Genomic DNA, 15,032 nt, shown 5'->3' on the forward strand with positions numbered 1-15,032 from the left:
GTCACGCCATCTTCAGGTGGATTGCTCACTTGAAACCTAAAGTTGTGCGGTTGTATGTAGCTTATGAAACTACTCAACTTCAATATATTATCATTTTAAAAATGCGACGTCAATCATTATTTCATATACTTATCAAGTAATTTCAGGATAAATGGAAAAACGACGAGTATTAAAATGAAGTTAATAAGTAACGACGGTAAAACATGTGTCCACAAAAATAAAAAATAATTGATATGTGCGATTCCAAGAATTGCAAAGACAATGTAATAAAAGTTTTCAAAAAGAAAGATAAATCCCAAGAACAATACAATCATCATCTTTAAATCTTTGTAGAAGACTTTAAATAATTGATCCATAAGAAGTATAGCAATGATAAAACCGAATAGATATATACCATAGATTGTGCCAAAATAAATATCTGAAATGATTCCAAATAACACACCTAGTATTAATGCTACTTTCGGATTTTTATACACCGTTATTATCAACAAATACATAAATAATAAATGTGATTTAAAATAATAATCAAAATTAAAAATAGTGACCGGCCAAATTGAGTTGATTAATGAATCAATGTAAAACAACACGAGCGCAATAAGCGGCATAATCACAAGCTGCATTACTCGCCACTTCCTTCTAATGAAATCACTTTAGGACTTTTTTTAGCAACATAAACTTGTGTGAGTTCATTAATATCAGCTTGCGTTTCGACATATGCAATTTGACTCAATCCAAATTCATCATTTTCAACTTTCTTTACTTCTCCAATTAAGATGCCTTTAGGGAATTGACCGCCAAGTCCACTTGTAACTACTTTTGTTCCAAGTTTAACTTTCACATTATTATTTATATCAGATAAGACAAGTAAATTCTTACTTTCATCAAAATGATCAATCATACCAAATATATCTTGACCTTCTTGTTGCAATGTAACACTAATCTTACTAGATTTTATACTAGAAGTGATTAATTCTACTTGTGAAGAATAACTGTTAACCTTCTTGATACGTCCTACTAAGCCTTCAGTTGTAAGCACAGCCATATTTTCACGTATGCCAGATGATTTACCTTTATTGACGATAAAAGTATTCATCCATTGATCTTGATTTCTAGCGATTATCGTAGAAATCACCGGATCATATTCTGAAATACTATCCGTTTTTAAAGCTTGTCTTAGTTCCTGATTTTCTTTTTCTAGACGATAATTATCAGCTTCAACTTGAGCAAAACCTTTTATCTTTTCTTTCAACTTTTTGTTTTCTTCATTTGCATCCCACATATTAATGAGATTACCGAAATTACCTGTAACAAACATTGCAGGATATGACACGATTCTTTGACCGATGGCAGTTGTACCACCTACAAAAGATTCAACTGTCGTCGTTTCTCTTTCTCTCAGTGAAAATCCAACCAGAACCATAAATATGATGAGTCCAAAAAGAAAGAAAACTAATTTATTTCTCTTATAAAAATTGGGCAAACTTAACACCTCATTAAAATGACTTTAATATATTATACGATACCATATTTTTGCTTTAACTTGAGTATTTTTTGAACATTTTCATCAATAATTTTCTCATCTATCTTACCGGATTTCACTTGTGATTTAATAAATTCTATCTGGTAGTGAATATCACCAATATCTGAACCAATCAATAAACATGTTTCCCCGGCATTTATTGCATTCATTAGCGCCTGCTCTCGAGAGTAATTTTTAACAACAGCACCCATAGCCAGATCGTCGGTAATTATGACACCTTTGTAACCTAATTTTTGTTTGAGTATGTCTGTAACCATAGCTTTACTCATTGAACTTGGGGCGTTTGCATCAATTGATGGGAATAATATGTGACTGACCATAATCATGTCGATATCATCCTTAATCGCTGATTTAAATGGTTGTAACTCACTATCAAATAAACGTTCCTCTGACAAATGACTTACCGGTAAAGATTCATGACTATCAGTAAAAGTATCGCCATGCCCAGGAAAGTGTTTCGCACTTGTAATGACATCCTGATCATTAATGCCTCTATTAAAAGGTATGCCATACTTTATGACGTCCTGATAAGTCGTACCAAAACTACGATCCCCGATTACTTTATTTGCGGGATTACTCCAAATATCTAAAGATGGTGCAAAGTCTACATTAAATCCTAATGCATTTAATTGTCTTCCAATGTATTCACCTTTGTCATATGCAACGCGCGGATCACCACTGCTACGAATTTGAAATGCAGGTTCAATATTCTGAATACCCGTGGGGAAACGATTCACACGTCCACCCTCCTGATCCACCGCTATAAACATTGGAACACCTTTATTTTGGTCGTAAATTGTTTGATTAAGCAGTCTTGTTTGTTCAGCTGACTGGATATTTCGGGCAAATAAAATCACACCTCCAATATTCAGCTGATTATATTCTTCCAATACATTATTATATGTCGTGCCGTGAAAACCTAAAATAAATTGCTGGGCAATCTTTTGTTCTAAAGTCATTTTACTCATTATATACGGCAAGAGCGAAACTTGATTTAGCGGTTTTATAATCGGAGTACTGTAATGTGACTTAAAACTATATTGTTGATTACATGATGATAATAGGAGACAAATAATAGATAAAAATATGATGCGGATTGGTTTATTAAAATAAAACAAAAAAACAACTCCATCCAGTCAAAATGATTGATGTTACTACATATACCGTATTTATTATAAACAAAATTATTAGAAAAACAAAATAAAGGTCCGGAAATAAATATTATCTCCAAACCCCTTTAGAATCTCTAACCTTTAATAAAAACTTTTATCTTTCATATCAATAGATTGCTGACGTTCACTTAGAGCATGATATAAATCATTTTCTGATTGAAATACAGATACTTTATTTTCACCAAATCGATACATGATAAAGTCACTGCCACGCTGACCAATCAAGTATTCATCATTATAACCCATTCGAGTTAATCCGGACACATCCATAAATTCCTGCTTATCCATAAAATTAAATGCATTCTTCACCTGAGATAACGGAATATTTCTAAACAGCACATTATCTTCTAAAGTATACGTCGATGCATTTTGAACTGGTTCATTTACTGTTTGATTTGCCTCACCATTAAATGGATTAGTAACAAAGATAAAATATATCATAACGCCTATAACTACAAGTAGACTTAATTTAATAAGTCTTCTGATTAACTTAAACATTGTATCCCCTACTTTCTGATACAATTTTAACGTTATTTAGAAAAAGATTCATCAGTCCTGGGATTGATTATAGCACATTACAATAAATTTAATAGCTTCATTATCAATCGTTTCGTAAAACGTATTTACTTCGTAAAATCCTATTCTTTCATATAGTTTAATACCTCTTACATTGAATGAAGCTACCGTTAACCGAAATATATGAACGTCATAAAGCGCATAATAATATTCAAACATAATGTTTAATAGCAGTTCCCCCATTTTTTTACCGATCCATTTCGGATTTAATGCGAATCCAACATCTAAGATATCATCATCTATAGGATATGTTTCATTGATTCTCGCACTTTCACCATCACAGAAGAAACCAAATATTTCATCATTTTTATAGACAATATAATAATGACCATTCAAAAATGTTTCTATAACATATGGATCTTCTTCTATGTTATAAAATTCATAACCTTTGCCAAAATCCCACCTGCTTATTTCTTCGGCAGCAGTTCGATGCATCGGAATAATGTTATACATACTTACACCTCGATTATTTCACACCGGATTGCAATGCATACATTTTACCATAAACATCGCCTTTTTCGACTAATATATCATGTGTACCACGTTCGATGATTTCCCCTTTATCCAGAACAATAATTTCATCAGCATGTTTAATGGTAGATAATCGGTGTGCAATAATAAAAGTTGTTCGGCCTTCTTTTAACACATCCATTGCTTGCTGAATGACAGACTCTGTTTCTGAATCAATACTAGCAGTCGCTTCATCTAATATTAATATTTTAGGGTTGAACGCCAGTGCCCTTGCAAATGATATTAGCTGGCGTTGACCACTCGAAAGCGTTGAGCCACGTTCTACTACTTCAGTGTCGATTCCATTTTCTAGTGACTGTAACACTCTATATCCACCCACGCGTTCCAGTGCATCAATCGCCATCTCTCGAGTAATTTTAGGATCATTTAAAGTGATGTTTGAAAGAATCGTTCCAGAATAAAGATACGGATCCTGCAATACAATACCCATAAATTGACGCATCGATTGTTTAGTAACAGACGTTGTATCAATACCATCAATTGTAATACTACCCGTTGTCGGATCATAAAATCTGAAGAGAAGATTCATAATTGAACTTTTACCTGAACCGGTATGACCAACGAGACCAATCGTCTCACCAGGTAAAGCATCAATATTAATATTTCTTAATACAAGTTCGTCAGGTTTATATCCGAATGATACATCTTCAAATTTCACATGGCCAGTACAATGCGTCATGATATTATCTTCCTGCTCTTCTGCTGTTTCATCCATCATTTCAAACACACGATTGCTTGAAACACGTGCCTGCTCTAGAACACTTAGCTGATTAACCATATTGAACATTGGATTAAATAGACGAGTTAAATAATCAACTAATATATACATCATACCAGCAGTAAGTGTTGCTTCATCACTTAAGAATGATTGTCCGAAGATGTAAATCATCACTAAAAAGACGAATGATCGAATCGTACCCATAAGGTTATGACTCGTAAAAGAATCAAGTTGAATAATCTTGCTATAATTCTTTAGATATTCTTCATTCAACTGATTAAATTCCTGCTGAATCTTCTCTTCCTGATTAAATGCTTGAATGATCGTCATACCATTTATTGATTCATTTAACATGGCATTCATATCACTATTACGTTCACGAACGATATTATTATATTTATCGCTGATCTTACGGTAAATTAATAACCAGCCAAATAATAATGGCACTACAATTAACGCAAGCAATCCTACTTTAAAGTTAAAATAAAATATTACTGCAATAATTCCGACGATATTTGTAATACCAGCAATATATGTTGGAAGCATCACTGTGAACAACTCTAATATTGTCTGTGTGTCATTTGTGATACGTGCTACAACTTTTCCAGCTGGTAAATTATCAAAAAACTTAATCGGAAGTTTCTGTATATGACTGAATAAATTTGTACGTAAGTGTTTGATAACATTTGAACCGGCTGTCTGGAAATAGATTGTTTGATAGTAACTTAATATCGCATAGATAATTGCAATGATGAAATATACTGCTAACAATAAAAATATCGGCTGCATATTAATAATACCTTCTGTTGCCGTCTTGATATGGTGATCGATAATATACATCCCGATGACAGGACCAATGAGCTCCATAATGACAGCAAAGAATAATATGATAAAACCTATGAAAAATAAAGTTTTCTCTTTCTTGGCCTCTAAATATAAACGTTTAGTAGTCGACATTTAAGAGACACCTCCCAACTGTTGACGATCGAATTGCGACTTGTACCAGCCATTATTCGCAATCAGTGCTTCATGAGTACCACGCTCGATAATTTTTCCGCGATCTAATACCACAATTAAATCTGCGTGCTGTACAGCTGAAAGTCGATGCGTTGATATAATCGTCGTCTTTCCGCTTCTTGAAGCCTGAATATTTTCTATGATCGCTGTCTCCGTTTTTGCATCTACAGCACTTAATGAATCATCTAATATTAATATATCTGGATTTTTTATCATTGCACGGGCTATAGAAATACGCTGTTTTTGTCCACCTGAAATAGCGATTCCTTTTTCTCCAACGAGCGTTTCTAACCCTTGAGGCAATCTTTCAATATCTTTTGTAAAGTTTGCAAGACGAATTGCTTCTGCAATTTCAGCGTCAGTCGCATCCTCCTTACCAAACTTAATATTTTCTTTTACTGTTCTTGAGAATAATATATTTTCCTGAGAAACATAGCCTATCTTATTACGAACGTCATACTTGGATAAATCTTTCACGCTTAAATTACCAATAGAAATGTTCCCTGCTCCCATCGGATATTCTTTTAAAATCTGCTTGATTAAAGTCGTCTTACCACTTCCCGTAGGACCAACAATACCTAATGTTTCGCCTACCTTTATCTCTATATCAATATCCTTTAAATTTTCTTCTTCACTTGATGGATACTGGAAAGTTACAGCATCAAAGGAAACGTGATGATCCTTTGGAATTGAAGCGTCAATCGGATCTTCCATGACATCTTCAGTATTTAATGTATCCATTACACGGTCTAATGATGCATTACCACGTTGCATAATATTAAATAATAATCCAATTGCAAACATCGGCCACACAAGCATATTTAAATAAACATTGAAGGCAATTAAATCACCGACTGTAATTTCACCTTGATTAACAAGATAACTCCCATAACCGAGACCTATCATAAAACTTAACGATGTAACAATTATCGTAATCGGTTTGAATAGAGCATCTAATTTTTCTACGTGAATAAATTTGTTAACCACATCAGTCGTCATATGTTTAAAATGAATATCTAAATGTTCTTCCTGTGCAAAAGCACGTGTTACCCTGACGCCTTCAATCGATTCCAATACACTGTCATTCATATCACCGAATGCATCCTGACTCACAGTGTATCGTTCATGAATCATTTTCCCGAGACGTTGTTCAATATATGCTAAAAATGGTAAAGGAATAAGCGCTGCTAACGTTAATTTCCAAGAAATCGCAATAGCCATCATCGCAATAATTGTTACCATATATGTTGTACTATCGATTAATGTCAAAATACCAAAACCAACTGTTTGACGAATGGCACTTAAATCATTTGTAGCCTTTGCCATAAGGTCACCAGTTCTATTCTTTTCGTAAAAACTCGGACTCATCGTTAAAAACTTTGCCATAATTTTCTTGCGCATAATACTTTCTAGCAATTGTGAACCATTAAACAAAAGATATCGCCATAAGTAATTGATTAAATAACTCAACACTAGCGTTACAGTAAATACGATTAATATCCAGTTAAAAGTATCTTGTGTTAACGTTTTTAAATTGACGTAATCAATCGTTTTTCCAATTAGCCAAGGCGGAATAATCTCTGTAACATTCGCACAAAGGAGTAAGATTACCGCAAAAACATATCTCTTTTTTTCCTGCTTGAAAAACCATCCTAACTTAAATAAAACATCTAACATGTGTCACACTCCTTGTTCACTCATAAAAAAATACACATACTCAAATGATGAGCATGTGCACATTTTTAGAGTGGGATTAACTCCCACAGACAATCAAAAAAATACATAATCATTTCCATATTAATATCGTCGAAAAGATTATAGCGTTATTTTTGATTCGTATGCAGGAGGAAAATATAAAATTGTTGATAAATAAACATACTGTCGTCTAACGTTGTTCATTGTATTTTCCTCCTTTCTTTATTAGTTGTTTTAATCATAAATTAATCTTCTGAAAATTTCAATAGTTCATACAAATAAATTTCGCTTTACGAACAAAATTAACAATAAATTTACAAAATCTAATAATCTGCCTGATAGAATATATCATATTTCTTCCGGTCAACCTGTAACAAACGCTTTAAATCTTTATATAGCTGATCGATATATTCAAAGTAAATATAGCCATAGTCATAACTCCCAAAAAATGGTCCGTAATACACCGGTAAAGCTTTAGGTGCAACATTAGCATTCATTCGTATGGCATTGACCTTAAACATGAGATTCGTCAGATCATCCTCTGCAATCTCAATACTACATGGATTATCCAGGTTATATTTGATATCAAAGTATCCGTGTAACGCGTTAAATTTTCTAAAATAAGAGAATTCAATCATTTCTTCAGTAGATTTATCTTTTAAGTAGATATACATATCCAGACCCATTATAATTGTCCCCTTTCTTTAATACTGACAAAAGTGCCATCTCCGATAATAATATGATCCAGTAAATCAATGCCGACGAGTTCTCCGACACTTACGAGTCTTCGTGTCGCTTCAATATCTTCATAACTCGGTTCTGCACAACCTGATGGATGATTATGAACTGCAATGATATTCGCCGCACTTCTTTTAATGGCTTCTCGAAATATTTCACGCGGATGAACGATGGATGCATTTAATGATCCGATAAAGATTGTATGCTCATGTATGACGTAATTCTTTGTATTTAACATCAATACTATAAAATGCTCCTGAGTAAAATATCGCATGCGTTCCATCAATAAATCTGCTACACATTGAGGTGAGTTAATCTTAATCCTCTGTTCCAGAGAATGTGTATGCATACGCTGTGCCAGTTCTATTACTGCAAGCATTGTTGCTGCTTTTTTGTCACCGATACCTTTAACTTGTGTCAGTTCCTGCAAAGTTAAATATCTCAAATCCTTAATATTATCTACTTGATTCAATAAATTTTCTGAAACTTGGTAAACAGATTCATCGCGTACACCAGTGCCGATAATCAATGATAACAGTTCCTGGTTTGTTAACTTATCGGCACCATAGATCATTAGTCGTTCTCTTGGTTTATCGATATCTAATGGAATATCAATCATCAGACAAATCCTCCAAAGTACAATATTTTGATTTGTTCATATAATAGGAGTACTACAAAAAATGATGTCGTTATAAAAGGGATAAGTGGTACTTTTTTAAGCCCAGTTTTATAACTTAAAAAGATGATACAACTAAGACCACCTATTAAATATGTTATAAAAAATAACGCTATAAAAAATGGAATGGGCAAGAATAGAAGAAGTATTGAAAATAATTTAATATCTCCATAACCAATACACTTTGAGAGAAAGAAAAATAAATGAAGTAGTATAAAAATTAGTAGTTTAAATAGAAAGACTTCATAGGAAAAATATATTTGATAGATTAACATGTCTTTTAGATTAATCAGCATTAGCGTTATAAATAATAAAATTAGCATTATATTAGGTATTTTTAAATGTTCAGTATCATATATTGATAATGGAATAAGCATGATTGCGATTGTAGCTAATAAATCAATATTGAATTGCTGATTCAAACTTAAATGAACAAGCGCCAAACCAGTTAATATTTCGCAAATTAAATATTTACTAGATAATTTACAATTGCAATATCTGCACCTACCCCTATTCAATAAGAATGAATATACCGGTATTAAATCCATCCATGCAAGATTGTGATGACATTGGTCACACCTTGATTTCCGACACATACAATCCGTTTCATAAGTCAGACAAAGCATAAATGAACCAATGCATGACCCTAAAATAAACCAGATGATTATATAAAACTTGTATCCACTTTCTTCTCCTCCTTTAATAAATGTCACGACTAATATAAAACAAAAATAAATTGTTGTAAAAATGCAGCAATTTAATAATTGCATTAAAATTTATACGAATAATAAAATAAATAGCTTCAAAATCAATATTCTGCAGAAAATAATTACAGAATTTTAATTTTGAAGCAAATATTAATACTAGAAAAAATAAGTATATACAATTAAACTTGACAGACAAATTACAGCCCAGATCAAGGAAATCTTCCAGACAAATTTTAACCATTTTGAATACGGAATACCCGCTACTGCAAGTAATCCCATCAAAGAAGCAGATGTCGGGATGATGTTGTTACTGATTGCATCACCATATTGGAAAGCAAGTACAGCAACTTGTCGGTTAATCCCTAGTAAATCACTGATTGGTACCATAATTGGCATAGTAGTCATTGCTTGACCTGATCCAGAAGGAATAAAGAAATTTAATACTAACTGTGTTATGAACATCGCTATGACTGAAAATGCTGTCGGAAGATGATCAATAAAATCAGTCATATAGAATACGATGGTATCGATTATTTTTCCTGACGTTAGAACAACGACAATCGCTTTTGCAAATCCTACGATAATTGCACCGAATAAAATATCTTTCATCCCTTCAAGTAATGCATCAAATGTACCGTTTAAGCCTAACCCTCCGATGAGGCCAGCAACGATTCCCATCAATAAGAAGTTTGCACTCATTTGTGACAAGAACCATTCATATTTAAAAATACCATATACATTAATAATAATCGTTATTGTCAGCAATATTAATATGATCGCATGTCGCTTTCTAAATGAATCAAATTTAGTATTTAAAACATCCTCACTCATTGTACTACGTGCTTCAACATTAATATGATTTAACAAACTTTTTCCTGGATCATTTTTTACTTTTCTTGCATATAACATCACATATGCAATCCCAGATATAAGGACAAGTAAATATACTACTGTTCTAAAACCCCAACCAGAAAATAATTTTACTTCTGCTATCTTCTGTGCGATTCCTACTGTGAAAGGGTTTATCATGCCTCCCAGGAATCCAATCCCTGCACCAAGTGCAATCATACTTGCTCCCACCATCGCATCATAACCAAGCGCTGTAGCAAGTGCGATTCCTATCGGTACAAAAATTATCGTTTCTTCACTCAGCCCAATTGAAAATCCTAATATACTAAAAATAATCATAGTTATTGGAATCAACCATTTACCATTTTTTCCAATTCGGTTCATCAAAGAATTAACACCTGTTGTAATAGCATCTGTGCGATGAATAACACCAAATGCGCCTCCGACGATAAAGATGTAAAAAATAATTTCCGCGCCTTCAATCAATCCTTGTGGAACAGCTCTAAATATCTCGATTGGCTGTGCTGGAGATTGTGCCACTTCATGATATGACCCATTTACGACAATATTTTGTTTATCTACGACTTTTCTATCAAATTCACCTGCAGGTATAATATATGTCAGTACTGCAGCGACACAGACAATCAATAGTAATAAAAAATATGTATGGGGCATTTTCAACTTTTTTTCCATATAAATTCCTCCTTTAGAATACCATTCCCTAATTTTCTGAAATTTCTGCATAAAAAAACAAAGAATCTATAAATAGACGCTTTGTCAAAAATATATTGATTATTTTTTTAATTTATCTTTTACCGCACTGATAAAATATAAACTTCCTGTAACAAGCAATAAGTCTCCATCGTACGATTTAATAAAATCTGCATAGTCTTTAATTTTAACTTTCTTTTCATGCTCTACATTCTCATATATTGTATCAACCGGTAATGCTTTCGGGAAATCAAATGCTGTCACGTAAAATGTATCGGCAATTGATTCCAGAGCTTTTAGCATCTTGCCGATTGGTTTCCCATCAATTGCTGAGAATAACACATCGATACGTCGATCAGGATAATATGTTTTCATAGTATCTACTAATACATCAATAGATTCTTTGTTATGCGCTCCATCAAGAATAATCGTTGGATTCTCCTGAACAGTCTCAATGCGACCAGTCCATGTAGTGTTTTCAATCGCATCGATCATTTTATTGAAATTAAGCATAATCATTCCACGATCAAACATCTCTAATAATGTCGCAATCGCAAGTGAAGCATTTTCCTGTTGATGCGTACCGATCATCTTCAGCTCGATATTTTCTAGTTCATAGTCTTTATATCTGAACGTAAATTCCTTACCGTTTGAAATACATTGAATATCACGATCCAGCTTTATACCTTTTACGTGCTTTTCTTCGACGACTGAATTTAAATATGCCTTTGCTTCATCGTTTTTGACAGCATAGACGAAAGGCACGCCAGCCTTAATTACACCAGATTTTTCTTTCGCAATATCCAGATAAGAATCTCCGATAATATTAGTATGATCCAAACCGATACTTGTTAAGATGGTCATGATAGGCATGAACACGTTGGTCGAGTCATTCTTAGCGCCAAGACCCGCTTCTACGATTACAAAATCAACCGGATGAACCTGACCAAAATACACAAACATCATCATCGTTATGATTTCAAATTCCGTAGCGACTCCTAAATCAGTTTCGGCGTCAAGCATCTCACTCACCGGTTTTACGATACTTACCAGTTCAACGATTTCATCATTCGTAATCGGCAAACCATTAAGACTGATACGTTCATTGAAAGTTTCTATATAAGGTGATGTAAAAGTTCCTACCGAATAGTTATTTTCAATTAATGCATTCTTTAAATAACTTACGGTTGAACCTTTACCATTTGTACCTACTACATGAATCCCATTAATATTTCTCTCTGGATGATCTAATCGGTCAAGCATCCATTCCATACGTTTAATGCCCGGCTTAATACCAAATTTATAACGTTCATGGATCCAATATAAGCTCTCTAAATAATTCATATGATTACTTCCTGTTCAATTGATTTAATCGTGCTTGAACACTTTCATATTTTTCTGTATAAAGTGCTTGTTTTTCTTTTTCTTCATTTATTATTTTCTCAGGTGCTTTAGATACGAACTTTTCATTACTTAACTTTTTATTTACACGGTCTAACTCTGAAGCCCATTTCTTTAACTCTTTTTCTAATCGTTCAATTTCTTTGTCCATGTCAATTAAACCTTCTAATGGTAAGATAACCAATCCACCTGTTACAGCTGTAGTCATCACTTCTTCAGGCATATCAACTTCAGTACTGATTGTTAATTCACTTGGATTACAGAAACGCTCGATAAAAGGTCTTTCTGTTTCAAGGCGTTCAGTCGTTGCCTGATGATTCGTCTTAATCATCATCGGAATCTGCTTACTCATTGGCGTATTCACTTCATTACGTGTATTTCTCACGGCACGAATGATTTCCATAAGCTGTTCCATAGATTTCTTACTTTCAATATTCGAAAGCTCAGGACGCACTTCCGGCCAGCTCGCTGTAACGATCGAATCACCTTCAACCGGTAAGTTCTGCCAGATGCTTTCTGTAACGAAAGGCATAAAAGGATGCATCATTCGCATAATTGAATCTAACGTATATGCTAAAATTGAACGCGTCATTTGTTTTGCTTCTTCATCTTCACCGTTCATCGGTATTTTACTCATTTCAATATACCAGTCACAGAATTCGTCCCAGATGAAATTATATAGTACTCGACCAACTTCACCAAATTCATACTTATCTGCTAAACGTGTTACTTCTTCTATCGTTTCATTTAGACGTGTTAAAATCCATTCATCAGCAAGTGATTTTTTTCCATCTAATTTAATATCGCTCGCTTTAAAATCTTCTCCGATGTTCATAATACTGAATCGAGAAGCATTCCATATTTTATTGATAAAGTTCCATGTTGCTTCAATCTTTTCTGTAGAATAACGTAAATCCTGACCAGGAGTTGATCCCGTTGCTAAGAAGTAGCGTAAGCTATCAGCACCATATTGTTCAATAACGTCCATCGGATCTACACCGTTACCTAATGATTTACTCATTTTACGGCCATCTTCGGCACGCACCAGTCCATGAATCAATACTTCATTAAAAGGTTTCGTCTCTGTAAATTCAATACCCTGGAAGATCATACGAGCAACCCAGAAGAAGATAATATCATATCCTGTAACAAGCACATTTGTCGGATAGAAACGTTTGAAATCTTCTGCATCCACATTTGGCCAGCCAAGCGTAGAGAAAGGCCATAGTGCACTTGAGAACCAAGTATCTAGAACATCTTCATCCTGTGTCCAGTTTTCACTATCAACAGGTGCTTCTTTACCTACGTATAATTCTCCTGTTTCATTGTGATACCATGCAGGAATTTGATGTCCCCACCATAACTGACGTGATATACACCAATCATGGATACCTTCCATCCAGCGATTAAATGTGCCTTCAAAACGTGGCGGAACAAATTCAATTTTTTCATCAGTCTTTTGAAAATCTAATGATTGCTCTGCTAAAGGAGCCATTTTTACGAACCATTGTTTTGAAAGATAAGGTTCTACAATCGCGCCGCTTCTTTCACTATGACCAACCTGATGCATATGTTTCTCAATTTTAATCATCAGACCAGCATCCTGTAAGTCTTGCACAAGCGCCTTACGACATTCAAAGCGGTCCATACCAGCATATTTACCAGCTAATTCGTTCATCGTACCGTCTTCATTCATTACATTGATGCGTTCTAGATTATGACGATTACCGATTTCAAAGTCATTTGGATCATGCGCTGGAGTAACTTTCATTGCACCACTACCAAAATCCATCTCTACATAATCATCACCTAAAATAGGTAACTCACGTTCAACGATTGGCAAGATAACTGTTTTACCGATTACATCTTTATATCGTTCATCTTCTGGATGTACAACAACAGCAGTATCACCTAGTAATGTTTCAGGACGTGTTGTTGCAATTTCAATAAATCCTTCACCTTCTGCATATGGATATTTAATATGATAGAATGCGCCTTCAACTTCCTCATGTATAACTTCGATATCACTTAATGCAGTTCGCGCTGCTGGATCCCAGTTAATAATACGCTCGCCACGGTAAATTAAACCTTTATCATACATTTTAACGAATACTTCTTTAACCGCTTCACTTAATCCTTCATCTAGGGTGAATCGTTCACGAGAATAATCTAGCCCTAAGCCAAGTTTCGCCCATTGGTCACGAATAAAACCTGCATATTCTTCTTTCCAATCCATCGTATGTTCTAAAAATTTTGTACGACCAATATCATGACGTGAAATACCTTCTTCACGTAACTTCGCTTCAACTTTGGCTTGTGTCGCAATACCGGCATGATCCATCCCAGGTAAGTATAATGTGTTATAACCTTGCATGCGTTTTATACGCGTAATAATATCTTGTAAAGTTGTATCCCATGCATGTCCAATATGCAATTTACCAGTAACATTCGGTGGCGGAATCACTATAGTAAATGGCTTCTTATGATCGTCCTCTGTCGCTTTAAATAAACCTTTATCTAACCATTCCTGGTAACGTCCTTGCTCTACTTGTTGTGGATTGTATTTTGTATCCATAGTCATTCCTCCAATATTAATATTCCAAAATTTCCTGCAAAAAAATCCCGTCCTATAACAATAGGACGGGATAACCGTGGTACCACCTAAATTCAGCTTACGCTGCACTCATTTCGATTAACGCTC

13 protein-coding genes and 2 other annotated features (2 of these 15 running past the window's edge) are annotated in these 15,032 nt (G+C 34.1%); all 13 genes read right to left on the reverse strand.

Annotation, left to right across the window (positions count from 1 at the left end):
- Positions 1 to 62 (reverse strand) — a sequence feature (ribosomal protein L21 leader region); it reaches 11 nt to the left of the window's first position.
- Positions 63 to 116: 54 nt separating this feature from the next.
- The gene (gene mreD / locus BHU61_RS05850) at positions 117 to 620 is read right to left on the reverse strand and encodes a rod shape-determining protein MreD (RefSeq protein ID WP_111715305.1); all 504 of its coding nucleotides are present in this window, start codon (positions 618 to 620) and stop codon (positions 117 to 119) included.
- Entirely contained in the window at positions 620 to 1,489 is an 870-nt protein-coding gene (gene mreC, locus BHU61_RS05855) for a rod shape-determining protein MreC (RefSeq protein WP_242444221.1), read from the reverse strand. The genes mreD and mreC overlap by 1 nt, the downstream gene beginning before the upstream one ends.
- 23 nt (positions 1,490 to 1,512) lie before the next feature.
- The gene (locus tag BHU61_RS05860) at positions 1,513 to 2,499 is read right to left on the reverse strand and encodes a glycoside hydrolase family 3 protein (RefSeq protein ID WP_170122464.1); all 987 of its coding nucleotides are present in this window, start codon (positions 2,497 to 2,499) and stop codon (positions 1,513 to 1,515) included.
- A gap of 294 nt (positions 2,500 to 2,793) precedes the next feature.
- On the reverse strand, positions 2,794 to 3,210 hold the full coding sequence (locus BHU61_RS05865; protein WP_111715310.1) for a DUF4930 family protein: 417 nt from the start codon (positions 3,208 to 3,210) through the stop codon (positions 2,794 to 2,796).
- A 51-nt stretch (positions 3,211 to 3,261) separates the two neighbouring features.
- Positions 3,262 to 3,741, reverse strand: coding sequence for a GNAT family N-acetyltransferase (locus BHU61_RS05870; RefSeq protein WP_111715311.1), 480 nt, complete (start codon positions 3,739 to 3,741; stop codon positions 3,262 to 3,264).
- 13 nt (positions 3,742 to 3,754) lie between these two features.
- Complete coding sequence (locus BHU61_RS05875; protein WP_111715313.1) at positions 3,755 to 5,494, reverse strand: ABC transporter ATP-binding protein; 1,740 nt, start codon at positions 5,492 to 5,494, stop codon at positions 3,755 to 3,757.
- Positions 5,495 to 7,231, reverse strand: coding sequence for an ABC transporter ATP-binding protein (locus tag BHU61_RS05880; protein WP_111715314.1), 1,737 nt, complete (start codon positions 7,229 to 7,231; stop codon positions 5,495 to 5,497).
- 341 nt (positions 7,232 to 7,572) lie between these two features.
- A complete protein-coding gene (locus tag BHU61_RS05885) occupies positions 7,573 to 7,935 on the reverse strand; it encodes a hypothetical protein (protein ID WP_099580074.1) in 363 nt (120 codons plus the stop codon).
- On the reverse strand, positions 7,935 to 8,606 hold the full coding sequence (gene radC / locus BHU61_RS05890) for a RadC family protein (protein WP_111715316.1): 672 nt from the start codon (positions 8,604 to 8,606) through the stop codon (positions 7,935 to 7,937). The genes BHU61_RS05885 and radC overlap by 1 nt, the downstream gene beginning before the upstream one ends.
- A complete protein-coding gene (locus BHU61_RS13745; protein WP_111715318.1) occupies positions 8,606 to 9,433 on the reverse strand; it encodes a prepilin peptidase in 828 nt (275 codons plus the stop codon). The genes radC and BHU61_RS13745 overlap by 1 nt, the downstream gene beginning before the upstream one ends.
- Positions 9,434 to 9,526: 93 nt before the next feature.
- Entirely contained in the window at positions 9,527 to 10,912 is a 1,386-nt protein-coding gene (locus BHU61_RS05900; RefSeq protein ID WP_111715319.1) for a YfcC family protein, read from the reverse strand.
- Positions 10,913 to 11,011: 99 nt separating this feature from the next.
- Entirely contained in the window at positions 11,012 to 12,274 is a 1,263-nt protein-coding gene (locus BHU61_RS05905) for a bifunctional folylpolyglutamate synthase/dihydrofolate synthase (RefSeq protein WP_111715321.1), read from the reverse strand.
- 4 nt (positions 12,275 to 12,278) lie between these two features.
- A complete protein-coding gene (locus BHU61_RS05910; RefSeq protein WP_111715322.1) occupies positions 12,279 to 14,912 on the reverse strand; it encodes a valine--tRNA ligase in 2,634 nt (877 codons plus the stop codon).
- A 52-nt stretch (positions 14,913 to 14,964) separates the two neighbouring features.
- Positions 14,965 to 15,032 (reverse strand) — a binding site (T-box leader); it runs 136 nt beyond the window's last position.

Source organism: Macrococcus epidermidis (genome assembly GCF_003259695.1).
Taxonomy (GTDB): Bacteria; Bacillota; Bacilli; order Staphylococcales; family Staphylococcaceae; genus Macrococcoides; species Macrococcoides epidermidis.

Coding starts and splice junctions, on each gene's coding strand:
- mreD (WP_111715305.1), bottom strand. CDS start 620: ATGCAGCTTGTGATTATGCCGCTTATTGCGCTCGTGTTGTTTTACATT.
- BHU61_RS05860 (WP_170122464.1), bottom strand. CDS start 2,499: ATGACTTTAGAACAAAAGATTGCCCAGCAATTTATTTTAGGTTTTCAC.
- BHU61_RS05865 (WP_111715310.1), bottom strand. CDS start 3,210: ATGTTTAAGTTAATCAGAAGACTTATTAAATTAAGTCTACTTGTAGTT.
- BHU61_RS05870 (WP_111715311.1), bottom strand. CDS start 3,741: ATGTATAACATTATTCCGATGCATCGAACTGCTGCCGAAGAAATAAGC.
- BHU61_RS05875 (WP_111715313.1), bottom strand. CDS start 5,494: ATGTCGACTACTAAACGTTTATATTTAGAGGCCAAGAAAGAGAAAACT.
- BHU61_RS05880 (WP_111715314.1), bottom strand. CDS start 7,231: ATGTTAGATGTTTTATTTAAGTTAGGATGGTTTTTCAAGCAGGAAAAA.
- BHU61_RS05885 (WP_099580074.1), bottom strand. CDS start 7,935: ATGGGTCTGGATATGTATATCTACTTAAAAGATAAATCTACTGAAGAA.
- radC (WP_111715316.1), bottom strand. CDS start 8,606: ATGATTGATATTCCATTAGATATCGATAAACCAAGAGAACGACTAATG.
- BHU61_RS13745 (WP_111715318.1), bottom strand. CDS start 9,433: ATGCAATTATTAAATTGCTGCATTTTTACAACAATTTATTTTTGTTTT.
- BHU61_RS05900 (WP_111715319.1), bottom strand. CDS start 10,912: ATGGAAAAAAAGTTGAAAATGCCCCATACATATTTTTTATTACTATTG.
- BHU61_RS05905 (WP_111715321.1), bottom strand. CDS start 12,274: ATGAATTATTTAGAGAGCTTATATTGGATCCATGAACGTTATAAATTT.
- BHU61_RS05910 (WP_111715322.1), bottom strand. CDS start 14,912: ATGACTATGGATACAAAATACAATCCACAACAAGTAGAGCAAGGACGT.